The 23199-nt window shown below is 68.7% G+C and carries 22 protein-coding genes and 1 pseudogene; 13 read left to right on the top strand and 10 right to left on the bottom strand.

The features are described from left to right. The first annotated feature begins 342 nt into the window (after positions 1 to 342). Positions 343 to 756, top strand: a complete 414-nt coding sequence (locus ACLQ2S_RS23500) for a DUF2267 domain-containing protein (protein WP_309223366.1) — start codon at positions 343 to 345, stop codon at positions 754 to 756. 40 nt (positions 757 to 796) lie between these two features. On the opposite strand, the gene ACLQ2S_RS23495 is transcribed toward ACLQ2S_RS23500, so the two are convergent. Continuing rightward, entirely contained in the window at positions 797 to 3274 is a 2478-nt protein-coding gene (locus ACLQ2S_RS23495) for an ATP-dependent Clp protease ATP-binding subunit (RefSeq protein WP_425702907.1), read from the bottom strand. Between the two features lie 99 nt (positions 3275 to 3373). Here ACLQ2S_RS23495 and ACLQ2S_RS23490 point away from each other — a divergent pair, with 99 nt between their 5' ends. The 3 genes from ACLQ2S_RS23490 (at position 3374) to ACLQ2S_RS23480 (ending at position 5195) form a co-directional block, all read left to right on the top strand. Further along, the gene (locus ACLQ2S_RS23490; protein ID WP_196222545.1) at positions 3374 to 3562 is read left to right on the top strand and encodes a hypothetical protein; all 189 of its coding nucleotides are present in this window, start codon (positions 3374 to 3376) and stop codon (positions 3560 to 3562) included. Positions 3563 to 3945: 383 nt separating this feature from the next. Further along, positions 3946 to 4506 (top strand): hypothetical protein, encoded by a 561-nt coding sequence (locus ACLQ2S_RS23485; protein ID WP_155218757.1) that lies wholly within the window; start codon positions 3946 to 3948, stop codon positions 4504 to 4506. Positions 4507 to 4517: 11 nt separating this feature from the next. Beyond that, positions 4518 to 5195 carry a hypothetical protein gene (locus tag ACLQ2S_RS23480; protein WP_155218759.1) on the top strand — a complete coding sequence of 226 codons (678 nt, stop codon included), beginning with the start codon at positions 4518 to 4520 and terminating at the stop codon, positions 5193 to 5195. Positions 5196 to 5273: 78 nt separating this feature from the next. Here the strand turns inward: ACLQ2S_RS23480 and ACLQ2S_RS23475 are convergent, their stop codons facing one another. Both ACLQ2S_RS23475 and ACLQ2S_RS23470 read right to left on the bottom strand, forming a co-directional pair. Continuing rightward, positions 5274 to 5897 carry a hypothetical protein gene (locus tag ACLQ2S_RS23475; RefSeq protein ID WP_155218995.1) on the bottom strand — a complete coding sequence of 208 codons (624 nt, stop codon included), beginning with the start codon at positions 5895 to 5897 and terminating at the stop codon, positions 5274 to 5276. A gap of 255 nt (positions 5898 to 6152) precedes the next feature. After that, entirely contained in the window at positions 6153 to 8243 is a 2091-nt protein-coding gene (locus ACLQ2S_RS23470) for an N-6 DNA methylase (RefSeq protein WP_425702904.1), read from the bottom strand. A gap of 95 nt (positions 8244 to 8338) precedes the next feature. On the opposite strand from ACLQ2S_RS23470, the gene ACLQ2S_RS23465 reads away from it, so the two are divergent. Both ACLQ2S_RS23465 and ACLQ2S_RS23460 read left to right on the top strand, forming a co-directional pair. After that, complete coding sequence (locus ACLQ2S_RS23465) at positions 8339 to 8509, top strand: hypothetical protein (protein WP_425702902.1); 171 nt, start codon at positions 8339 to 8341, stop codon at positions 8507 to 8509. A gap of 221 nt (positions 8510 to 8730) precedes the next feature. Beyond that, on the top strand, positions 8731 to 9303 hold the full coding sequence (locus ACLQ2S_RS23460; protein WP_425702900.1) for a hypothetical protein: 573 nt from the start codon (positions 8731 to 8733) through the stop codon (positions 9301 to 9303). On the opposite strand, the gene ACLQ2S_RS23455 is transcribed toward ACLQ2S_RS23460, so the two are convergent. After that, positions 9206 to 10159 (bottom strand): serine/threonine-protein kinase, encoded by a 954-nt coding sequence (locus ACLQ2S_RS23455; protein WP_425702898.1) that lies wholly within the window; start codon positions 10157 to 10159, stop codon positions 9206 to 9208. The two genes, ACLQ2S_RS23460 and ACLQ2S_RS23455, sit on opposite strands and share 98 nt — an antisense overlap. A gap of 241 nt (positions 10160 to 10400) precedes the next feature. Between ACLQ2S_RS23455 and ACLQ2S_RS23450 the strand changes: the two genes are divergently transcribed. Continuing rightward, entirely contained in the window at positions 10401 to 10553 is a 153-nt protein-coding gene (locus ACLQ2S_RS23450; protein WP_155218763.1) for a hypothetical protein, read from the top strand. Continuing rightward, positions 10550 to 13408 carry a CRISPR-associated helicase Cas3' gene (cas3, locus tag ACLQ2S_RS23445; protein ID WP_425702896.1) on the top strand — a complete coding sequence of 953 codons (2859 nt, stop codon included), beginning with the start codon at positions 10550 to 10552 and terminating at the stop codon, positions 13406 to 13408. Before ACLQ2S_RS23450 ends, cas3 begins: the two co-directional genes overlap by 4 nt. A 60-nt stretch (positions 13409 to 13468) precedes the next feature. Here cas3 and ACLQ2S_RS23440 read toward each other — a convergent pair whose 3' ends face one another. Beyond that, positions 13469 to 14284: a hypothetical protein gene (locus tag ACLQ2S_RS23440; protein WP_425702894.1), complete on the bottom strand. Its 816-nt coding sequence runs from the start codon at positions 14282 to 14284 to the stop codon at positions 13469 to 13471. 272 nt (positions 14285 to 14556) lie between these two features. Between ACLQ2S_RS23440 and ACLQ2S_RS23435 the strand changes: the two genes are divergently transcribed. Continuing rightward, positions 14557 to 15291: an alpha/beta hydrolase gene (locus tag ACLQ2S_RS23435; RefSeq protein ID WP_155218771.1), complete on the top strand. Its 735-nt coding sequence runs from the start codon at positions 14557 to 14559 to the stop codon at positions 15289 to 15291. A 454-nt stretch (positions 15292 to 15745) separates the two neighbouring features. Then, positions 15746 to 16186, top strand: a complete 441-nt coding sequence (coaD, locus tag ACLQ2S_RS23430) for a pantetheine-phosphate adenylyltransferase (RefSeq protein WP_309223369.1) — start codon at positions 15746 to 15748, stop codon at positions 16184 to 16186. Between the two features lie 90 nt (positions 16187 to 16276). Here the strand turns inward: coaD and ACLQ2S_RS23425 are convergent, their stop codons facing one another. After that, positions 16277 to 17440 carry an MFS transporter gene (locus ACLQ2S_RS23425; protein ID WP_155218773.1) on the bottom strand — a complete coding sequence of 388 codons (1164 nt, stop codon included), beginning with the start codon at positions 17438 to 17440 and terminating at the stop codon, positions 16277 to 16279. Between the two features lie 280 nt (positions 17441 to 17720). On the opposite strand from ACLQ2S_RS23425, the gene ACLQ2S_RS23420 reads away from it, so the two are divergent. Further along, positions 17721 to 18515: an endonuclease/exonuclease/phosphatase family protein gene (locus ACLQ2S_RS23420; RefSeq protein ID WP_425702891.1), complete on the top strand. Its 795-nt coding sequence runs from the start codon at positions 17721 to 17723 to the stop codon at positions 18513 to 18515. A gap of 80 nt (positions 18516 to 18595) precedes the next feature. Further along, complete coding sequence (locus ACLQ2S_RS23415; RefSeq protein WP_309223370.1) at positions 18596 to 19105, top strand: O-acetyl-ADP-ribose deacetylase; 510 nt, start codon at positions 18596 to 18598, stop codon at positions 19103 to 19105. A gap of 156 nt (positions 19106 to 19261) precedes the next feature. Here the strand turns inward: ACLQ2S_RS23415 and ACLQ2S_RS23410 are convergent, their stop codons facing one another. Further along, on the bottom strand, positions 19262 to 19828 hold the full coding sequence (locus tag ACLQ2S_RS23410) for an SMI1/KNR4 family protein (RefSeq protein ID WP_155218774.1): 567 nt from the start codon (positions 19826 to 19828) through the stop codon (positions 19262 to 19264). Positions 19829 to 19940: 112 nt separating this feature from the next. Continuing rightward, positions 19941 to 20315: pseudogene (locus ACLQ2S_RS23405) on the bottom strand (DinB family protein); the annotation flags it as partial. Between the two features lie 134 nt (positions 20316 to 20449). On the opposite strand from ACLQ2S_RS23405, the gene ACLQ2S_RS23400 reads away from it, so the two are divergent. Continuing rightward, positions 20450 to 21421: a zinc-binding dehydrogenase gene (locus ACLQ2S_RS23400; protein WP_425702888.1), complete on the top strand. Its 972-nt coding sequence runs from the start codon at positions 20450 to 20452 to the stop codon at positions 21419 to 21421. A 59-nt stretch (positions 21422 to 21480) separates the two neighbouring features. Here ACLQ2S_RS23400 and ACLQ2S_RS23395 read toward each other — a convergent pair whose 3' ends face one another. Both ACLQ2S_RS23395 and ACLQ2S_RS23390 read right to left on the bottom strand, forming a co-directional pair. Continuing rightward, positions 21481 to 22032: a hypothetical protein gene (locus tag ACLQ2S_RS23395; RefSeq protein WP_425702886.1), complete on the bottom strand. Its 552-nt coding sequence runs from the start codon at positions 22030 to 22032 to the stop codon at positions 21481 to 21483. Between the two features lie 194 nt (positions 22033 to 22226). After that, the gene (locus ACLQ2S_RS23390) at positions 22227 to 22739 is read right to left on the bottom strand and encodes a hypothetical protein (RefSeq protein ID WP_155218779.1); all 513 of its coding nucleotides are present in this window, start codon (positions 22737 to 22739) and stop codon (positions 22227 to 22229) included. Positions 22740 to 23199 lie beyond the last annotated feature (460 nt).

The following is a 23199-nucleotide window of genomic DNA, read 5'->3' as shown; positions in this document are numbered from 1 at the left end:
TCGGGGGTAGCCAGGGCTGTCCGGGACGGGGCGGGCGGGGGCATGGCTGAGCTGAGGTTCTTCGAGAAATAAGCGGCACGGGCAGGCGTCACTCCGGACCCGGCGCGATTCCTGACCGTGGCCACCCCTGCGTACCCGCACGGAGCGGATCAGCGGCGGGAGGCGGCGGACCTGGCCGACCGTGTGGTCGGGCACGACGAGTTCGAGGACGCGGTGGTGCAGCTGCCGGAGGGCCAGCGGGCCGGGGTCCGGCCGTCGCCCCGCGCCGACCATGACCGGTGCCGGCCCGGGTGGCGGCCGTTTCGTGCCACACAGCCTCAACTGGGTCGGGAAGGAGAAGCGGTGAACTACGCCGAGTTCCTCGAAGCCGTGAAGGAGCGGGCGGGACTGCCACCGACGGAGGCGGCGAACATCATCCGAGCCACGCTGACGACGCTGGCGGAACGGCTCAGTGGCGGCGAGGCCCGGGATCTGGCCGCGCAACTTCCCGAGGAGTATCGAGGGTATCTGCACAAGGGAGTGGAGTTCGCCGAACAGTTCGATCTGGTGGAGTTCCTGAATGAGGTGCAGACGCGAGCTGGACTGGATGACCGGCGGGCTGCTGAAGGTGCTCACGCGGTGTTGATGACCCTGCGCGAGGCAGTGAGTGCGGACGAATTCGGGGATCTGGAGTCCGAGCTGTCAAAGGACATTCGGCAGTTGTTTCATCCGGCGGGCGGCCTCTGTCGGTGGCACGAGCCGACTCCCTGGCCGTGACGCGAGCCGGCTCGCCGTCACTGACGACGGAGGGCCGGCGTCACGTGCCGGCCGGTACGGCGGCGGGCCGGACCGAGAGGTCGAGTTCGCCGCCGACGACATTGACCTCGATGGTGTCGCCCGGATTCGCTCCGTCCTCGAGCAGCAGGGTCGACAGCCGGTCTTCCAGCTCACGTTGAATGCTGCGCCGCAGTGGCCGCGCCCCGTACTCGGGCTGGTAGCCCCGGTTGGCCAGCCACTGCGTGGCGTCCGGGCTGACCTCAAGGTTGATGTCCTGTGCGTGCAACCGACGGCGGGTGCGATCCAGCAGCAGGCCGGTGATCTCGAGGAGCTGGTCCCGGTCCAGGCCGGTGAAGATGATGATCTCGTCGATCCGGTTGAGGAACTCCGGCCGGAAGCGCTGCCCCAGCAGCTCCATCAGTTCCTCGCGCTGGTCGCTGACGGGACGCCCGGCCGTCTGCGCGGCCAGGATGCGGTCCGCGCCGATGTTGCTCGTCATGATCAGAATGGTGTTGCTGAAATCGACCGTGCGTCCCTGCGCGTCGGTGAGACGACCGTCGTCGAGCACCTGCAGCAGCGTGTTGAACACGTCCGCATGCGCCTTCTCCACCTCGTCGAAGAGCAGCACCGAGTACGGCCGACGGCGAACCGCCTCGGTGAGCTGACCGGCCTCCTCGTATCCGACGTAGCCCGGGGGCGCTCCGACCAGCCGGCTGACCGTGTGCCGCTCCTGGAACTCGCTCATGTCGAAGCGGATCATGCTGGACTCGTCGCCGAAGAGCGCCGCGGCGAGGGACCGGGCCAGTTCGGTCTTGCCGACGCCGGTGGGTCCGAGGAAGAGAAACGACCCGTCGGGTCGCTGGGGGTCACTCAGCCCGGAACGCGATCGGCGTACGGCGGCTGCCACAGCCCGTACGGCCTCGTGCTGGCCGACCACGCGCTCGTGCAGTAGCTCCTCGATGCGCCGCAACCTCTGCTTCTCCACCTCGGTGAGCTGGGTGACGGGAACACCGGTACGGCGGCTGACCACCTCGGCGATATCACCCATCTGCACCTCGGGCACCGGAGGTGGGCCCTCCTGCGCCGCCGCCAGGTCCCGCTCGGCCGCATCGATCTCGGCTTTCAGCGCACCCGCGCGCTGATAGTCCTCGTTCGCCACCGCGCTGTCCTTCTCCCGGCGCAGCTGGGACAGCCGCTTCTCGATCTCTTTCTTGTCCGGAGCCGGGGTGCGGGAACGCAACCGGACCCGCGCTCCTGCCTGGTCGAGCAGGTCGATGGCCTTGTCCGGCAGAAACCGGTCGGTGACGTAGCGGTGGGACAGTTCAGCTGCGGCGTCCAGCGCTTCGTCCGTGTAGCGCACCTGATGGTGCGCCTCGTACCGGTCACGGACACCCTTGAGGATTGCGACGGTGTCCTCCACGCTCGGCTCCGACACCAGGATCGGCTGGAACCGGCGCTCCAACGCAGGGTCCTTCTCGATGTAGCGACGGTACTCGTTCAGGGTCGTCGCACCGACCACGTGCAGTTCGCCGCGGGCCAGGGCGGGCTTGAGCATGTTGCCGGCATCCATCGCCCCCTCGCCACCGCCGCCCGCGCCGACAACGGTGTGTAGTTCGTCGATGAAGAGGATCAGCCCGTCCTCGGCGGCCGTGACCTCCTGGATCACATTCTTCAGTCGTTCTTCGAACTCGCCGCGGTACTTGGTACCCGCCACCATCCCGGACAGGTCGAGTGCGACCACGCGCCGGTCGGCCAGGGTTTCGGGTACCTCGTCGTTGACGATGCGCTGTGCGATGCCCTCGACGATCGCCGTCTTTCCGACCCCCGGCTCACCGGTGAGCACCGGGTTGTTCTTCGTACGCCGGGAGAGCACTTCGATCGTGTCGTCGATCTCGTCGTCACGCCCGACGACCGGATCGAGCCGACCGGCCCGGGCATCCTCGGTGAGGTCCCGTCCGTACTGGTCAAGGGTGGGGGTGCTGCTGGCCCCGCGCCCGCCGGCACCGCCGGCCGGCGGCGTGGGCCCGGTGGCGGCTCCACCGAGCGCCCGCAACGCCCGGCCTGCGGTCGTCTCCGGGTTCGCGGCGATGCCGAGCAGGATGTGTTCGGGGCCGATGTACGTCGCGCCGGACCGTCGCGACTCGCGGTGCGCGTCGAGCAGGGCGCGCTTCGCCGCCGGTGCGAGTGGTGGGGTGTCCTCGCGTGGCCTGTCCCTGGGGACGGCCGACTCAATCTGGCGGGCCAGGTCGTCCGGGTCCGCGCCGCTCGCGTCGAGGATCCGGCGGGTGGGGTCGGACTGGGTGGCGGCCCACAGCAGGTGTTCGACGTTGAGGTACGGACTGCCCCACTGCGTGGCCTGCTCGGCTGCCCGTTGCAGGAGTTGCCGCGATTCGGTGGAGAGCAACCGGGACAGGTCGACCCGCTCCACCGGGCGTCCCGCGAACGGGTCGCCTCCGAAGAACCGACTCATCAGGTCATCCAAGGAGCCGCCAGGGATGCGGAACGCGTCGAGCGACATCTCATACCTTTCTGTCGGCTGGGTGGTCCTCGGCACAGGCCCATCTGAACGCTACGCACTTTTTGTCCGGCGAAGGTGGCTTTTGCGATTCGTGGGTCCGTGGGGAGGGTGGCTCGGGCTCGCCGACGAGATCCAGCGGGTGGTCGCGAGCCCATCGCCGGCCGCGTCCTGCGCGTCGGCGACGCGGTCTACCTGCCCGCCGCCGCCAGCAACCGGGATCCGGCCGCCTTCCCCGACCCGGACGCGCTGGACATCTCCGGCCGCTGGTGCCGCCCTGGCGGCCACTGAGGATGTGACACCACAGCGAATGGTTTTCCTGGCCGTCACCAGGCTGGCGGTGCTCACGCTGGTATCACTGTCCAGCGAGCGCGCTTTCTCACCGCTCTCCGCGTACCGCCGTTTACGTTCCCGTGCCTCGCCCCGGTTGGTCCTCGTAGCGGACCACGGCGGAGCCTCAGCGTCACGGGGCGGCGACAAAGCGTGCCACTACCGATGGTCCCCGCATGGATCCCCTCGACCGAACTGCTCTCGGTGTCGCTCGGGTCGTGGTCGGCTTGGCCCTGTTCGCGGTGGCGGCGTGTGGCACAACAGCGCCAACGGAACCGGGCGATACCTCTCCGCCCACCTCCGGCACGAGTTCGGGCTCGCCGTCGTCGGAGAGCACATCCTCGGTGGCGGAACCCCTGCGGCAGCCGCACGAAATCCTGTCCAACAACATTCGCCTGGCCCGTGCCGCCTGTAAGGGGTGCGGCGGGGAACTTAACCTCGACGCATCAGCGGCTCGGAAGTCGATCGGCCTGTTGATGAGGGAGCACGCCCAGCACAAGGACTTTGTGCTCACCGAAGTGAACGCGGAGCGGGCATTGTATGGGCCATCCGGTTCGACGCCGAGGCTGGCCGGTGCCAACAAGCCCCCACCCGACGTTTCCTTTCGGGACGCTAGCGGGCGGGAGGTGTACCGGCGAGAGGTCAAGACCTTCAGCGGAACGCCGACCACGTTCGCGCGGCAGTTCGAGGACTACGCGAAGAAGTTGGACTATCGGGGTGAGCTGTATGTGCAGGTACCCAGGGGGACGGACCCACAACGGCTGATGGAGGCGTTCTGGGCCAAAAATCGCGACGATCGCCGCTTGGCGAGGTACGCGGACGTGTACGTTGCCTTCCACACGCCCGATGGCCGACCGTCAGGGTTGTGGATGCTGGGGGCTCGTGGAATGGGCGTACCCGGTTAGAGAGGGGACAGGTGGGGGCATCGGCGTTTCTCTACTGCTCGTGCAACCGGATCTGCTGGGGACTCGGCAAGCCGTTGCGTGAGCAGCCCGGCGGCCCCGTGATCAGGTACGCCGGCAATCCAGGTCAGCCGGTCTTCTCGCAGTCCCGGCTGGTGTCCAGCGCGTTGTGGAAACTGCTTGTCGACCATCTCGGCCACCAGCTGCGGGTGGCCCACGACTGGGATCCCGAACTGCACCGCCAGATGGAGAGCGGTGTGCTGCCGGCGATGCTCGACGCGGACGGCGACCTGGACATTTCCCTTCCTGCCTACCTTGCTGGCTGGCCGGAGGATGGGTTCGCGGAGCTATGGTCCGCCGGTTTCGATGCCTCCGACGAGGGATTTCTGACCTGCGAGCGCTGCCCTGAGCGGCTGGCCCTCGGCCGGGTGTTGCGGGATCGCGTGGGTGCCCCGTTGCTGTTTCATGGGGGCGACCCGGGTGAGGTGGCCAATTCCCGGCAGCCAGAGCTGAACAGGGCGGCGTGGCGCTTCCTGACGGTGCACTTCGAGCATCCGTTGCGGGTCGTCGCGTATCCGCCCGGACAGCGTGGTCCGGTTGACGAGGCCGGAGATGCCGGCTGGATTACGGTCGGCGGCAGCGGGTCGAGCGCCATGTCGCTAGTGGCGTACGTCGCTGACTTTATCGGCTGATCCTGGGGCGACCATCTCACGCCCCGTTCGCTGTCGGAGAGGTGTCGTCGAGCGCGTTCACCTTCTGCGGCGTCGGCGCTAGCCTGTCGGCACGTCGAGCGGTGCCGTGACGGCGAAGCTCCGATCCACGGCGTTCACCAGCGCCGTTCCTCGCCGGCCCAGTCCGGACCGTGCGGCCCATCCGGCGAGTGCGTTCAGGAAGCCGACCAGATCCCGCTGTACGCGCATCAACAGTGGCGCGAGCGCACGGCGCGGAAAGTCGATGTGGTGATCTGCCCAGGGGCCGCGACGACGATTCGGGCCACTGTCCTGCCACACCCGCAGATCCTCACCGAGCACCTCAACCTCCGGAGCCGGGTCATGTCCCAGCCACGGTGAACCACCGGCGAGTGCCTGTGCCCAGTCCCGCCAGTCCTCCAGCCCACTGCAACAACCCGGCACGACGTTCGTCCCGGTCCTGGCGTCGCACACCCGCACACCACCAGCAACGATGAGGAGTTCCTCGGCCAGCAGCGCGTCCGCGACCTCTTTGTGGCCGCCAGGAGACGCCACCTCGATCCCACTTGCCAGAGCCGCCACGAACAGACCGATCCGCTCGTCGGGACAATCGGCGTCGAGCACCAGCCAGGAGCCGGGTGTCAACGGCTCCACCGGCCATGGCACCCTGCTGTCGAGCATCGGCACCTCGACGACCGCCTGCATCGTGATCACCACGTCATTCAACCGACGTTTCCCGGACCCGTCAGGTGCCTTTCCGGTACCGGCCCGCGCTCGGCCGCGCGGCCGGAGAACCTGGCGCTGAGGGTCCGGCTGATCGACGGGTACGCACGGTGGCGGCGCGGCGGGACCACAGCCCGACCGCGCGGCTCTGGTCCCGTCGACGGGCGGAGCCCAGCGCCCGGAGGACAAGCCGCACCGAACGGCGTGCTGCCCGCCCCGGACGAGACCTCGGTGCGCTCAGTGGGTGAGCCCGAGAACGCCTGATGTCAGGGCGTCGTTGATCTCACGGGCGAGTGTGGCTCCGGTCGCTGATGCTCGCTCCAGGGTGGTGCGGAACTCGGCGAGTCGGCGGAAGGCTTCGCCGTACGTGTGCTGCTGTTCGAGTGCCAGGACCGGGATGGACAGCCGCCGGATGTCGATGCGCATCGCGCCGTTTCCGGTGCTGGAGGCGCGGCCGGCGATGCGCAGGTTGTCGGTGTGGGAGATGACGCCGGCGATGAACCACGGGTCGAAGCGGGTGGTGTCGACGCGGATGAGTTGGGTGCCGGGTCCGAGTTCGGCGCCGATCTGTTCTGGGGTGGCCACTCGGGCGCTGATCTTGTGGCCGATGACGGGGACGAGGATGTCGTCGGGGCGTACGTCGGGTCCTGGCTCGTCGTCGGTGGTGCGGGTTGTGGTGCCGGTGGCCGGGCTGCCGGAGAGGATGTCGGCGGCGGTCAGGACGACGGTGGTGGCGGTGGTGCCTGTTGATCGGCTGCGGTTGGGGGCGCGGTGCACGGTGATGCTGCCGGAGCGGATGAGGTCGGCGATGTCGGCGTGCGGGGCGTCGCGTAGGGGTGTGTCCGGTGCCGGTGCTACCGCTGGCAGGTTGTGTCGCAGTTGGTCGAGCAGTCGGTCGAACTCGTCGATCCGGGTGATGACCTGTGCTGGATCGGTGGCGGAGCCGTGGGTCTGGGGGAGGTGGCGTTGCGGGGTGAGGTCGACGTGGTCGTCGAGGATGTCGATGACGGGCACCGCCCGGTGGACGCCGGGCAGTTCGGCGTACGCGGGTGATCGGTAGGTGCTCCACGCGCTGGCCACGGTGTCGGTGAGTGGCCGGTCGGGTGCGGCGGTGGTGTCGACCATGAGGAGGTCGCCTGCCGGTGGCTGGTGCGGGTCGGGTTGGGTGAGTACCCAGACGTGTAGTCCGATGCCGGTGGGTGGCATCAGGCCGGCGGGGAGGGCGACGACGGCGCGTAGGGCGCCTCGTCGGATCAGTTCGGCGCGGACGCGGCGGCCGGCGGGGCGGGACGCGGCGGCCGGTGGCATGAGCACGACGGCGGTGCCGCCGGGTGCCAGGTGGGCGAGGGCGTGCTGGACCCAGGCGAGTTCGGGTTCGGTGCGTGGGGGCAGGCCGTAGGTCCAGCGGGGGTCGTAGGCGAGTTGGTCGTGGCCCCATTCGTGGATGCCGAACGGGAAGTTCGCTACGACGACGTCGGCCCGCAGGTCGGGTAGTGCGTCGGCGAGCAGGCTGTCGCCGACGTGTACGACGGGTGGCTCGGTGTCGATGCTGCGTCGGGCGCGCAGGTGCAGCAGCCACAGTCGCAGCATGGTGATGAGGGCGTACTGCGGGTTGATCTCCTGGGCGTAGCAGCGGGTGGCGGTGCCGCGTGCCAGGGCCTGGTCGGCGGCCATTCGTAGGATCGACCCGGTGCCGCTGGTGAAGTCGAAGGTGTGGGTTCCCTGCCCGGCGAGGGCCAGCATCACCTCGGCGACGGCGTCCGGTGTCCCGGCCAGGCCGGACATGGAGTGGGCTGAGGAAGCGTAGCGGTGGTGCAGGTACTCGAAGGCCGTTTCGGGGCCCTGCTCCGTGCCGAGTTGGTCCACAACGCGCAACAGGGTGTCGAGTTGTGCGGTCCACTGTTTCGGCAGCAGCGGGTCGACCATTGTGGCCAGAGCGCGGTCGAGAGCGCGCAGCCGGGTGACGAGCTGTCGCGGTGTCGGCAGGCCGGCGTCGGTGGCCTGGGTCTGACTGGCGCGGACGAGGAGCAGCGCGCCGGCGATGCCGAGCACGTCGCTGATCTGGGCCGCTGGTTGGTAGCTCTCGATGTGTCGCCAGGCCCATTCGTCGGTGCTGGCCCGGTGTAGCCGGCCGTGCCGACGCAGCCAGCTTTCCACCTCCCGTGCGTCGAAGGACGGGCTTGCGGGGGTGCCGCCGACGGGTGTCGGGAAGTCGGCGTAGCGGCGTCGCCAGTTGCTCACCGCAGCCCGGCCGACGTTGGCCAGCCGGGCGATGCCGCTGGCGGTCAGGGTGGTCTCGTTCGGGACCAGACTCGGCTCCGTCGTCACTCGTGAACCTTAGCACGACAATGGTGTTTGTGTACGCGCTTCACAGGCGCTATGGTTCCGGTCGTTCGGTTCGACACCCCATCGGGAGGTTCCCCATGCCACGTCGTGGCCGCAGCACCACCGTCGGAAAGTTCGCCCAGCTCTGCCAGGCCCGTCGCGCCTCCGAGATCCGGATGCTCGGTGAGCTGCTCCGTCGCGAGCAGCTCACCGCGGCGCGTGAGCAGATGCGCCCGCCCTCGGAGCGGGAGCGAGCGACTCCCCGCTGAGCCGTACGACCGACCCGATTCCGTCGACCTGAGGAGGACCATGAACACCCTTGCGCGAAGCAGCTTCGTCAACCGTTGCGTCTGCGTGCTTCCCGCCGGTCGCGTACGTCTGCCGTGGCGCGCGCCGCTACGCTCCGGCGACCGCGGGCATCGACTCTTCCCAGGCGTACGCGCGAGTGCGCCTTGATCCGGTCCTCGGTGCTGCCATCGCGGATGCGTACGTGGCGGCACCCCGGTGCGACGAACGTGCCTACGCCGCCTACGCGGCGTTCGGCCGGGAGACCGTTCAGCAGTACCACCTCCTGGTCGGGCGGGTGGAGTTCGGTGGCTTGGGCGTGAGCGTGCGCATCGTCGACGAGGACCCGTACGCCGACGTCGAGTCGATGGTCGATGACCTGCGCAGACGTCGGCTGAAGGTGTGGGCGAGCGCGGCCACCGGCAACCCTCATCCCTACCTCAGTGACGGGGAGAACGACATGTTCCGGGCGGTTCACGATGTGTTCGGGCATGCGGCGAGCGGCCGGGGTTTCGACCGGCACGGCGAGGAAGCGGCCTGGTTGAAGCACAGCACGATGTACTCACCGCTGGCGGCGCGCGCGATGACGACCGAGACGCGCGGGCAGAACTGTGCCCAGATCTTCCACTACGGGGGTCGCCGGTTCGCCGAACAGAAGGCGGTGCTGCTGCCCCGATTGTTCAGTGATCCGCGTCTGGTGCGTGCTGCTGCGGGAGTGGGCGCGCGTGCTGTGGTGGCGTGCGGCCGACGATCGCGGCGTATGCCTGCACGGCGGTGACGGACTCGTCCAGCACACCGGGTATCGGCGGCAGGTTCTCCGACAGGGGCGCCAGGACGCGGTAGACGTCGGCGGCGCTGTCCGGCCGGTCGTCGGGGGTGGACGCCAGTAGCGAGTGCACCAGGTCGTCGAGCGTGGCCGGGGTCTCGGGTCGCAGCGTGGCGGGCCGGGGCGGTGCCGCGGTGATTTGCCGCCGCACCGTGGTCATGGTGGTCAGGCCGTCGAAGGGTGGGCTGCCGGTGAGCAGGTCGAACAGGGTGGCGCCCAGCCCGTACAGGTCGGCGCGGTGATCGGTGCGTTGACCGAATATCTGCTCCGGTGCCATGTAGCCGAAGGTGCCGACGGCCTGCCCGCTCTGGGTGATCCGCGAGTAGCGGTCGTCGTCGGGAATGACGGCCAGGCCGAAGTCGAGCACCTTGACCGAGCCGCTCGACTCCAGCATGGCGTTGCTGGGCTTGATGTCGCGGTGCACGAGCCCGAGTCGCTGTGCCGCGAGCAGGACACTGCTGATCTGGGCTCCGATGGCGGCCACCCAGCCGATCGGGAGTGGACCGTGTTCGGCGACCAGGTCCGACAGGGAGATGCCGTCGATCTTCTGAAGGACCGCGTAGGGGTGGCCGGCGTGTTCGCCGAGGTCGTAGACGGCGGGCACGCCGGGGTGGTCGAGACGGGCGGTGAGCAGCGCCTCGCGGCGGAAACGGCGCACCAGGTCGAGGTCCGTGACGGCGACGAACTTGACGATGACCGGCCGGTCCAGCAGTGCGTCGTGTGCCGGCCAGACCTCGCCCATTCCCTTGTGCGCCAGGGGGAATCGAGCCAGGCGATAGCGGTCTTTGAGGCTTGTGCCGGGCAACACGCGGCTCAGCATAGCGACCGACGTGGTCGCGATCGGGGACATCCGTCCGGGTCGCCGGTGAACACAGAGCGGAGGTACGTGCTTGCAAGCACGGTTCACAAGATGCATCATGAAGTGACCGCGCGGTGACTGCGGGCGCGGTGTCCATGCTGCGTGAATCAGACGGCCGGTCGTGTCTGGCGTGTGACAGTTCCGTCCATCTCGCTCCCGGCAGGCCCGGGTGCCCATTATCGGGGGACGTATGGCTGAGTTGGCTATCGGTCAAGGCTTCCTGCCCGCTCACGCCCGGCTGCAACGCCGGATGCAGCACGCCGTCGACCAGGCGCGGCTCGGCGTGGATGAGGACCTGCACCACAGCGGCGCACCGAGCCCGCTGCTGCCGGTGGCCCGATGACCGCCCGGGCGAGCCTTGACGCCCCACCGCTGGGCGCGGCGGCACGCACGGTCTGGGGCAAGACCGACCGGCTGGGCACCTCTCCGGTGGGTTGGTTGCCGCTGTGGCGGCACCTGGCGGACACGGCCGATGTGGCCGGACAGTTGTGGGATCACTGGCTGGGTCGTGCGGCGCGGCACCGTGTCGCCGACGAACTGCCCGGTGGTGAGGCTGACGCTCGCACTCTGCTCGTCTGGCTCGCCGGTATCCATGACATCGGTAAGGCCACCCCGGCTTTCGCCTGTCAGGCGTACAACCTTGCGGAGCGGATGCGTGACCACGGCCTCGGCTACCAGCGGGATCTGATCAGCGCCGACCGCAGGTACGCGCCGCACGCCACCGCCGGGCACGTGCTGGTGGCCGACTGGCTGCACGAGCAGGACTGGGCGGACCCGCACCCGTACGCCGTGGTCGTCGGCGGACACCACGGCGTACCGCCGACCGATATGGGCCTGCGCGAGCTGCGGATGCGCCCCCACCTGCTCGGCGGCGACACGTGGCGGTCCGTCCAACACGAACTGCTGACCTGGATGGCGCACCGGTCGGGTGCCGGTTACCGGCTCGCCGACTGGAGCGGAGTGGCGCTGTCGCAGCCGGTGCAGGCGATGCTGACCGGTCTGGTGACCGTCGCCGACTGGATCGCCAGCAACGAGGAGTACTTCCCGTACCTGATCATCGGCAACGACGCCGATCGGCTGCGTGCCGGGTGGGAGTTGGTGGACCTGCCGGTGCCCTGGCGACCCGCCGCCGCACCGACCAGCGTGGACAAGCTGTTCGCGGCGCGGTTCGCGTTGCCTGTGGGGGCGGCACCACGTCCGGTGCAGCGGACCGTCGCCGATCTGGCCGAGGCCATGCCCACACCGGGGATGATGATCGTCGAGGCGGCGATGGGAGACGGCAAGACCGAGGCCGCTCTCGCGGCGGTGGAGATCCTCGCCCGCCGTACCGGTGCCGCCGGCTGCTATCTCGCCCTGCCCACCCGGGCCACCAGCGACGCCATGTTCGGCCGGATGCTGTCCTGGCTGCGGCGGCTGCCCGACACCCAGGTCGGCTGGGGCGACCGTGACGTGCGGCTGGTCCACGGCAAAGCCGCCCTCAACCCCGACTACGACGACCTGCGCACGACCCTGCTGCCCAGCGGCATCGGCGAGGACACCAGGGGTGCCGACATCGGCGTGCACCGCTGGCTCGCCGGTGCCAGGCGGACCATGCTGTCCAGTTTCGTCGTCGGCACCATCGACCAGCTGTTGCTCGCCGCGCTGCGCAGCGAGCACCTGGTGCTGCGTCACCTCGGACTGGCCGGCAAGGTCGTGGTCATCGACGAGGCACACGCCTACGACGTCTACATGGGCCGGTTCCTCGACCGGGCGCTGGAGTGGCTTGGCGCGTACGGCGTACCGGTGGTCGTGCTCTCCGCGACGCTGCCGGCACAGCGACGGGCCGAGCTGATGAAGGCGTACGACGACGGCCGCCTCGGCCCACCCCCGACGCTGACCTGGCGCGACCCGGGCAAACCACGCATCGACCCGTACGCACCCCTGCGCACCGATCTGCGCTACCCCCTGGTGACCGTCTCCAACGAGCAACGCGGTGCCACCGCGACGAGCTGCGGCGACTCCGGACGGAGCAGCGACGTGACGCTGCGGCGGCTCCCCGACGACCTGCCCGCACTGGTGGACCTGCTCCGCGACCGGCTCGCCGACGGCGGGTGCGCCCTCGTCGTCCGCAACACCGGGGCCCGGGTCCAGGAGACCGCCGCCGCGCTCCGCGCAGCCCTCGGATCGGACACACCCGTGTCGGTGGCGCACTCCCGCTTCATGGCCGTCGACCGGGCCGCCAAGGACCGCTGGCTACGCGACACCTTCGGCCCCCCGGGCAGCGGCGACCGCCCCCACCGGCACATCGTGGTGGCCAGCCAGGTAGCCGAGCAGTCCCTCGACATCGACTTCGACCTGCTCGTCACCGACCTCGCCCCGGTCGACCTGGTGCTGCAACGCGTCGGGCGGCTGCACCGCCACCCGCGCGCCGACCGGCCCGCCCGGCACGCGACGCCGACCTGCTGGATCACCGGCGCCGACTGGAGCGTCGAACCACCCCAGCCGGTCAATGGATCACGACGCGTCTACCAGCCGGCCACCCTGCTGCGCAGCGCCGCCGTGCTCCTGCCCTACCTGGACGGCAAACCGTTGCGGCTACCTGACGACATCGCGACGATCACCCAGACCGCCTACGGCGACACGCCGGTCGGCCCTGAGTCCTGGCAGCCCGCCATGATCGACGCGGAGGCCAGACAACGCGACGAGATCGCCACCAAGGAGTCGAAGGCCGACAGCTTCCGCCTGGCCGGTGTCGCCGAACCGGGCGTACCCCTGATCGGCTGGCTCTCCGGCGGCGTCGGCCACGCCGACGAGCGTAGGGCGCACGGCCACGTCCGTGACACCGAAACCCTCGACGTCCTACTCCTGGTACGCACCCCGCAGGGCCTGATCCTTCCCCCGTGGATCGACGGGGGCGGGGTACCCGTGCCGACCAGCAGCCTGCCCCGTCGACCACTACCTCGGATGATCGCCCGTTGCAGCCTGCCGATGCCACGAGCGATGACCGCCGCCGACGTGGTCGACGACGTCGTCGCCGACCTGGAACAGCGCAACGATCTGCGTGCCTGGCAGGACAGCCCGTGGCTGGCCGGCGAACTGGTGCTCGACATCAACCCCGACGGGACCGCCTCGGTGGCCGGGTTCGACCTGCACTACGACCCGGTCGAAGGGTTGCGCGCGGTCTGCGCCACGCGCGCTCCTCGGCACGACCGAGCCTGAGCGCGAGCACCCACCTTGGCCGGAGGACGACGGTCCGTGGCCTCCCCGTCAAGGGCTGCGTTAGGTGTTGTCGATGTATACGGTCACGGAGTCGCGTGGTGACGCCGGTTCTAGCACCGGAGGTGGTTCTTCTTCGGTATACAGCCACATTCGGTGTGGCTTCCAGTGCATGAGTCCGCTGATTTCACGGCTGCCGTAGTATCTGCCACGTTCGGGTTGCAGTGGCCATCCGCGCTCGCGCAGGTGAGCGACGAGCCGGTTCACGGTCGTTCCCCGGCTGGCACCGTCGGTGGCCGTCACCACGAACTCCGCCGTGCAGTTGCCGGCGCTGCCGCCAGAGGCACACGGCTCGGCCGAGACCAGCCGCAGCGACATCGGCAGCGGAAGGAATTCGTCCTCGCGAACACTTACTCGGAACCTCAAGTCAGCGTCGAGCTGACCGTAGGTGAGCCCACCACCGCACAGCAGCACCACAGCGGCCAGCGGTACCACCGAGGCGATCCACCGAACCGACACCCAGTTCCACTCCACCGGCGATGGATATGTGACGCGGCTGAACACCATCGCCGCCAGGCACACCGCACCGACCATCAACCACCCCGCGAACCAGTCAAGCCACGGCGCGACGGGTAGGCCGCGAGGCCACTGCGAGACAGCGAACATCGCGGCCAGCACGACGATGAGACCGACACCGACAACAACACCCACGCCACGGCCGCTCCGGGTACCCCACGCCCACGCACCGACCACGATCACACCGAACGTTGCCGCCACCACCGCTAGCCAAGACTCACCCTGCCAGTACGGCAACATCACCAGCCCCGCGCTGCCCGCGCTCAGCCACCACCGCCAGCCGTCACCAGCCCTCGTCGCCACACCGGATCCTAGGATCACCACTGCCGTCAACGGCAAGCATTCGACCGCAACCCAGGATCGACGCCTGCGACCTGTCGGTTCACGCGGCACGGAGCCTGCGCCGGAAAACGGGTGGCGGATCACGGTGGCCGCTGTTAGGTTCCTCGCGGCCGTGCGAAATCGAGGAGGTGGTACCCGTGAACGTTTCGACATGGGTGCTCCCCTCCGGGGTCACGGTCGGGCGATAGGTCGTCCGGGAGCGCCGTTCGCGAGCACTCCCGAAAGGCACGACCATGCGATTCACCACCGAACAGCGTCTCGATGACGGGATCCTCGAACGCGGATTCACCCTCGACGAGGTCCCCGGCATCCTGTGGACGCCCGGATCAGCCTCGGCACCGGTGCCGCTGATCCTGCTCGGGCACCCCCCGCTCGGACTGCGCACCATGTACCCCCGTCTGCTGGCTCGCGCCCGGCAGTGCGCGGTGGAGGGTTTTGCCGCAGCCACCATCGAACTGCCCGGCAGCGGTGACCGGCCCCGGTGGGCTGCCGCCGAGCAGGCCCGAGCCGACCTGCGTCGGGTGCTGGAGGCCGGCGAGCCGGTCAGCGACGAGATCATCGACGCACTCGTCCTCCCGCTCGTCGACCGGGCGGTCCCGGAATGGCAGGCCGCCCTGGATGCCCTGCTGTCACTGCCGGACATCAGTGGCCCGATCGGGTATTCGGGTGGATTGATCTCCATCGGCATCCGGCTTGCGGTGGTCGAGCCGCGCATCGTGGCTGCCGGGCTGTTCGCCGGGAGTTTCGTGCCTCGCACCATGTTCGAGGAAGCCCGACAGGTCACCATTCCGTTGCACGTCCTGCTGCAGTGGGACGACGAGGGAAACGACCGGCAGGCGGCCCTGGACCTGTTCGATGCCTTCGGCTCCAGGGAGAAGACGCTGCACGCCAACATGGGCGGACACACCGGCGTCCCGCACTTCGCGGGGGAGGACGCGGCCGGGTTCTTCAGGCGGCATCTGCGCTAGCGCTGCGGCACGTTGACGGTGCTGGGCCAGGCTGCATGGATGGGCCGTAGCTGCCCGGTAGCGCTCGGGCGGCGGCGCGTGAGTGCGCAGGGCGCTGTCACGGATTGACAGCGTCCTGCGCATCGGCGCAGCGGTGTCGTAGCCACTGGATTGCGGCTGTCGCGAGGCGGAGGCGACTGTCTGCGTCACGAGCGGAGACAGTGATGCGGGCCAGGGCGCCGTTCTCCAATGCCGTCCACAGGGCGCCGTCGGGTCCGGTGACGACGATGGTGGGCTGTCCGTCAGGGTCGAGAACTTGCCGCCCACAGCGTCACCGCCGCCGCCCGCGCAGGCGCCTTCGCCAACCGATGGAACGACGCCGGCCCCGGGCTCGGCGTTGCCACGTAGCGCCGGCCACCATACTGGCGATAAACGTCGCTCGGATAAAAGTCCGAAATGTTCACTTGGAGTCGTGGTGACGCCTGTTCACGGTTCGCTGGCGATCTATCCCGGTACGTTCGATCCGTTCACCCCGGGGCACCGCGACCTGGTGGACCGTGCTCGGCTGATGTTCGATCGGATCATCGTGTTGCTGGCGGTGAACCCCGACAAACAGCCAACCGCCGAGGCCACGACCAGGGCGGCACTCGTACGCGACGTCATGCCGGCATCCTGGGACAACGTCGAAGTGGATACCTGGGCTGGCCTGACCAGCGCCTACTGTCTGCGCCGTGGCGCCACGGTCATCGTCCGCGGCCTACGTACGGCCGCAGACCTCCAACACGAGTACCAGCTCGCCGCGATGAACGAGCAACTTGGTATCCAGACCGTCTGGTTGCCGTCCCGTCCGCAACTGGCCGCCACCTCGTCCACGGTCTTTCGCGCGTACCGCTCGGCACGGTCGGCCCGTGAGTGATGGATACCTCCGTCTCATCCCGACGGACGTGGACTGGCAGCCCACCCTGGATGCTGCTCACTGGCCGCAATCCGCTACGGCTAACCGGTGTCAGCTAACCCGCCCTGGGAGCATGACGAGCACCGCGGCGGCGGCGACGATAGGTGCCAGGAGGAATCCGTACGTCAGATCGACGGTAGCCAGCGCGCCCGCCGCAGCGGAGCCTGCCGCGCTACCGACGGCGAACGCCGTGATGATCCAGGCGAACGCCTCCACCGATGTGCCGGCAGGTGCGTGCCGGTCGGCAGCCAGGAAGACAACGGTCAGCAGCGGGGGCAGGCTGAGGCCGGCAACGACGATCAGGAGAGCCATCACCGGCGGTGCCGGAGCCAGTGCCAGCGGCGCCAGCCCGGCCGAGAACGCCACGGCCACCAGCGGTAGTCGGGCCGGGCCGCCGGGGCTCAGGCGGGTATAGCACAACCCGCCGATCAGCCCGCCAGCCGCCTGCGCCGCCAGCAGCCACCCGGCCAGGGAACGGTTGCCGACAGTCTCGGCGTAAGCGGTGACGACTACCGGCAACACCCCGATCGACGCGCCTACCCCGACCACGCCGAGCACCAGCGAGACCAGGCGTGGCGAGCGCAGCGGGCCGGCCCAGTGTCGGGGCGCCGGATCGTCCCGCCACTGGCGCACACGGCTGTTCGCGGCAAAGACCGCAGCCCCGGCCAACTGCAACAAGGCCGCCACCAGCAGCGCGGCTGAGGTACCGGCCAGAGCTACGACGGCGACCGCGACAAGCGGGCCGACAACGAAGGTGAGTTCGTGAACGGCGATCTCCAAGGCGTACGCCGCCGGCACCGAGGGTGCGGGAACCAGCGTCGGCCAGAGCGCACGCAGGCATGCCTCCAACGGCGGCGTGCCCAGACCGGCCACCGCCGCACCAGCCAGGGTCGGGATCAGGCGACCGCCACCCAGCGCGACCACGGCGAAACCGACGGCTGAGAACAACGCTGACGCGTTCAGGACGGCAGATTGACCATGCCGGTTGACGGCGCGCGCCAGCACCGGCGCACCGGCCGCCATCCCGGCGGTGTAGAAGGCGACGACGAGACCGGCGACGCCGAGACTGACGTGCTGGCGGGCGAACAGCAGCAGGGCGATCGGGGAGGCCGCAACAGGCAGCCGGCCCACCTGGCTGGCGGCGAGTAGCAGAGGAACCTGCGGGGCACGCAGCACCGCACGCGCGCTGTTCGGGGGGATTAGCTCAGCAGACATGAGACGTCGCTCCCGGACGACGAGATGAGAGTGGACACGGGACGGCCGTGATGGCCGGGCCGGTCAGGGAGCGAAGTCGGACCGTTCGTGATCATTGCCGTAGAGCGGCAGATCCGGCGTGATCCACGAGGCGTACGCGGCGTCCGACGGGATCACGCCTCCATCCTAGGCCAAGGTGCTTGTGGCCGGGTGACGTAACCGTTACGGCCCGACTGATCTAAGGTCGGGTCGCGCCGGTGATGCGTGATCGCTGGACATCGAGGGACGGGGGTGCGTCGCTGTGCGGATCGTGAGTGTGAACACCTGGGGTGGCGCGTTGTTCGACGAACTTGTCGCGTGGCTTCCTCGCAGCCAGGCCGACATCGTCTGCCTACAGGAGGTGACCCGGACAGCCGGCCTGACCGGGTGGACGCGGTTCGAGGATGCGCATCGGTCGCTGCCCCAACGTGCTGATCTCCTCGATGATGTACGTGGCACGTTGCCCCGTCATCAGGCGATCTTCGTGGCGAGCGACTCCGGGCCGGTGTACGACGGCACGGGCGCGCGTCATCAGCAGGATTTCGGTCTGGCGACCCTGGTCGGTGAGCACTTCCCAGTCGTCGGCGTCGATTCGGCCTTCGTGCACGGGCAGTTCGTCGACCACGTCGAGTGGACGGTCGAGGATCGTCCACGCGTGGCGCTCGCCGTGCGTACGGTAGACCGTGCCGTGGGCCGGTCGGTCTGGGTGGTGCAGGTGCATGGGCTGCGCGATCCGGCCGGCAAGACTGATACGCCGGTACGGCGTCGGCAGGCCGAGCGGCTCGCGGAGCTCGTGTGCCGGGTACGCGGCCCGCACGATCTGGTGGTCGTCTGCGGAGACTTCAACCTGCTGCCGGAGAGCGAGACGTTCGGCGTGCTGGCCGAGGTCGGCCTTGTCGATCTGGTTGGCGCGGCAGACACTCGAACCTCCCACTACCGCAAGGCGGTGCGACACGCGAGCTATCTGCTCGTCTCCGACGTCGCCGCGGTGAAGCGGTTCGAGATTCTGGCCGAGCCGGAGGTGTCGGACCATCGCGCCCTGATCCTCGACATCTGATCCGGCGTATCCCTGCGCGCCGCAGTTGGTCTGGTGACGCTGTGCGGGCACAACCTCGTCTGGTATGTCAGGATTCTGCTGTGGTGGAGATCGAGGTCGTGATGGGTGACATCACGCGAGAGAACGTGGACGCCATCGTCACCGCCGCGAACGAGTCACTGCTCGGCGGTGGTGGGGTCGACGGCGCGGTTCACCGCGCTGCGGGGCCTCGGTTGGCGCAAGCCGGGGGCGCGATCGGCCCGTGCGAGCCGGGCAACGCGATGGCAACCCCGGCGTTCGACCTCGACCCACCGGTACGGCACATCATCCATGCCGTCGGTCCGGTCTGGGAAGGCGGCGGCCACGGTGAGGCCGACGTGCTGGCCTCCTGCTATCGCAGGAGCCTCCAGGTCGCCGACGAACTCGGCGTCCGGAGCATCGCCTTTCCGGCAATCGCCACCGGCGTGTACGGCTACCCTGCCGACCAGGCGGCCAGGATCGCCGTGGCAACGATCAAATCCACGCCGACAAGCGTCCACCGGGTACGCCTCGTCGCCTTCGACGAAGACACCCGACAACACCTACAAGCCGCCATGGCAGCCACGGCCTGACCCACCGGCGTCCGACACAGAAGGGCACCATGGGCGGTGTGGTGAGCTTCTCGGTCGCCGTACTCGTGGCGGCGACCGACAGACTCGACGGACCCGACGAGGCACGAACGTGCATGATCAAGATGACGTGCGCGTATGGCGGAATCGACCGACCGCTCAGCGGAAGTGGTGCTCGCCGGCCAGAACGGCGTCCAGCCATCTCTCGTACCACGAAAGGAAGTCCGGATCCGGAGTGAAGCGCGGGCCCTGCTTGCCGGGGTGGGTGTCGACAACCCGTCCGCGAGCAGGGCCGCTGAGGACGAGGAGGGACAGGTCGCCGCAGCCCTGATGACTGAGGGCCAACGTCCCGCGGTACGGCTCGTCGTCCTCGCCCGGCGCCGCCTGAGCAAGCCAGTCTTCGTACACCCGGCCGGGCTCGGCAGGGAACGGCCTGGCCAACATGGTGACGTCGAGGTCGCCCTCCAGCGTCAGGTCCCAGTCCTCGATCGGGAGCAGACCATAGAAGGGGCCTGCTCCACCGAACCGACCAGGTCCTCCATGTCCGATGGTGGTGATGAAACCGCGATAGTCGGGCGGCAGCCTCACCCCATGACGCTTCTCGAAACCGACGACCTCACCTTCCGGTAACACCGGCCCGAGCCGGAAACGGTGGGAATCCGCACCGAACATCACCGGTTCGCGGGGCACCGACGCTGCGGCCGCCAACTTCGAGGCCACCCGCATCAGCCGGGTCGACAGGTCATCGCGCCGATCAACCATGCGGGTAGTCAACCAGCATTCGAGTTCTCGATCCGGGCCCCGGGCGCTTCGTCCGCTGCGAACGGCGCGGGCCATAAGGCTCCGGCCACCACGGCACGTGGCCGGGGGCGTCGAGGGGAAGCTCGTTGATCGTCGCGTCCGAATGTTCCCACGTGCGTCGGTAGAACGCGATGATCTGCTCACGGGTCTCGTCCTCAGTCGCCCACAGATCAGCGCCGTTGGAGTCCCGCCACCGGGGCAGCGGTTCCGGGGAAGGGCGGTCGAAAACCTCGCCGAAGTACCTGGCCTCGACGGTGGCCACGTGCTTGACCAGACCGAGGAGGTTGGTCCCGGTCGCTGTCAAAGGCCGACGGGCGTCGTATTCGGACAAGCCGTCGAGTTTCCACAGCAACGCCTCGCGGTCCCGCCGCAGCCTCCCGTGCAGGTTGTCTTTCGCGAATTCGTCGATCATGCGGCATGAGCCTGCCATGGACGTGACGCCGGTGGGATCCCGTCTCGTCAGAGCGAATCCCTTGACCTCAACTTAACTTCAGATTTCATCCTGTCAGTAGATCGCGTCAGCGAGCGGGACGGGGGCAGGGTGAGATGCGGGTGGTCCAGGCGATCGGTTTCGGGGGTCCCGAGGTGCTGGTTCCGGCGGAGGTACCGGATCCGGTAGCCGGGCCGGGCCAGGTCGTGGTCGATGTGGCGGTAGCGGGCATGACGTTCGTCGAGACCCAGATCCGGCGTGGCACCGACAGGTGGCATGAGCGGCCGCAGCTGCCGTATGTGCCGGGCGGCCTGGTGGCCGGGCTCGTGAGTGCGGTCGGCGCGCAGGTGGATCCGGCATGGCTGGGGCGGCGTGTCATCGCCCGCACGGGAGAGACCGGTGGTTTCGCCGAGCAGGCGGTGGCGATGGTCGGGAACCTGTTTCCGGTACCGGACAGCTTGGGCCTGCCGGAGGCCGCCGCCCTCTACACCGACGGCAGCACGGCAATGGGACTGGCCGAAGGCGCCAAGATCGGCCCCGGCGACTGGGTTCTGGTCGAAGCGGCGGCGGGCGGGGTGGGCAACCTGCTGGTGCAGCTCGCCCGTGCGGCTGGCGCGCACGTCGTCGGAGCCGCTCGCGGATCCCGAAAGCTCGACGTGCTTCGTGACCTGGGCGTCGAAGCGGTGGTCGACTACTCCGAACCAGGCTGGACCAAGCGTGTGCTCGAAGTGACCGGGAGCGCGGGACCGGATGTGGTGTTCGATGGTGTCGGAGGCCAGATCGGGCGGGCCGCGTTCGAGGTCACGGCCCGTGGCGGCCGCTTCTCGATACACGGCGCCTCCAGCGGCGAGGTCACCCGTATCGATCCGGCGGAGGCGCGCCGCAAGGGTGTGGAGGTGATTGGCATCGAGCAGCTTTCCAGCTTCAGGCCGAATGTGGCGAGGTGGGCGGAACGGATGATGTCGCAGGCGGCAGCGGGGCGTGTCCGGCCGATCATCGGTCAGACCTTCCCGTTGGAGTCTGCCGCCGACGCGCACGCCGCGGTCGAGAACCGCACCACCGTGGGCAAGACGCTGTTGCTGATCTGACGGTCAGGGCCCCCGGGTGTCGACGCGCAGTACGCCCCCGCAGGGCCGAGATGCCGCCGTCAGCGGTCGACGCGTAAGGTCTCGCCGCCCGCGTGTTCGGCGAGGAACACTCTCGCCCGGCGCGCGCTCTGGAAGGACCGGAGGGCCCCGACGGTAAGCACCCCGACGAAGAGCACGGCGATGAGGGTGAAGCCCGGTGCCCACCGAGTCAACATCTGCCCGATCTGAAGCAGCGCCACGCCGTAGAGCGGCAGCAGGAATGTCGGCTGGTCGATCAGGTATTCCGCAACCAGGGGCAGCAACGGTCGATCCTCGTCCCGGCGTGCGACGGTGCCGCGTACCTGCCGGACCAGGTGCCGGCTACGAGACCAGCTTTTTGCCCATTGCCGGGTGCGGGCGTAACGCTGGTAGTAGCCGTTGCGCACGAGCCACCAGAAGGCGCCCCCTATGCAGGCCAGTCCGGTGAGGTAGCAGACGATGCCGACGGTTCCTGCCCAGTCCGGCCCGTCACCGCGCCAGAATGGTGAGTCTTCGGCCAAGACGCCGGTCGCGTCAAACACGACGATCAGCATCACGACGATGACCGCCCCTACGACCGTCAGCGCTGCCACCAGCAGCAGGAACCGGCTCCACCCCCGCCGGGCCCACTGATCCAGCTGATCCAACCACCTGCCGTCACTCATGTCCGCGCTCCGTCTCCTCCCGATGTCTGTCACGTTCGCCAATGCCCTGATCCACTCGGCGGCGAATATTGGAACCTAATGCTGGGGGCCTTGACACGGTGAGTCGTCGGCGTTTGCGGGGTTCAGCCGGACAGGGTCGCTTCGGGTACTTGAAAGGCTCGTCCGCACACCGCCACCCAGTTCGGATCGACGGCGACATGGTCGACGGTGTTGGCCAGGTATCTGATGGTGACGTCGGGCTTCAGCGGCAGCAGTGCGTCGAGGACGTCCATGTACAACGACTCCCGCAGGATCTCGGCGAGCAGTTCCGGCAGTCTCGTGGGTATGTCGGACAGCGGTGGGCAGCCGGCAGCGACGAGAGCCTCGATTTCGGGCCAGTCGTCGCTACAGTCACGGGCATCGGCCAGCCCGTCGTTGAGGAACGTGTCGTAGACCGGTTCGAAAACCGCGACAAGGTGCTCGATCGGCACATGCAGGCAGTACGGCGCCGCCGTCCATCCTGGAACGTCCTGGCCGAACTGCATTGGCCCTCGGCGGACCAACTCACCGGCTGCGACGGGAGTATCGGCGACAAGGGCGAACACGACGCCAGTATGACCGAGCGGTGCGGCAGGGTGGGTGGCGGCTTCCGCCACGGAGGATCATCATCGGTGCCCTGGATGCTGTGTTGCTGGCAGTCACCGCGCGCTCTTCTCGGCACGACCGAGCCTGAGCCGGAGCGTTCCTCATGACGCAGAGCGACGACGGTTCCGTGGCAGACCCGTGAGGGGACCGCAGAATCTGGCCGCCGATAAGCGAGAGTGTGCGCCGGAGGCGACTCAGACCGATCTCGACGCAGACCTCGCTGCCTGGTTCGAGTTCGGGTTGCGCGGGAATGTTCGACGGTCCGCATCCGTAGCCCGGAGTTCGCCATGATCAGATGCACTCGTATCGGCAGGTCCGGAAGTCGACACATGCGATGGAGGAGTAGCCGATCCTGTGAACCGAAAGCATGATCGATTATGGATGCACGTCCCTTAGTGCGTGTTTGAGATGAGGTTGGTCAGGTCCGGTTGAAGGTGCGGCGGGCTTGTCGGTGTGCCGGTTGACCACGGG

The organism is Micromonospora sp. DT48, assembly GCF_049844495.1.
In the GTDB taxonomy this organism is placed as follows: domain Bacteria; phylum Actinomycetota; class Actinomycetes; order Mycobacteriales; family Micromonosporaceae; genus Micromonospora.
This window is presented reverse-complemented; position numbering and strand designations above follow the sequence as displayed.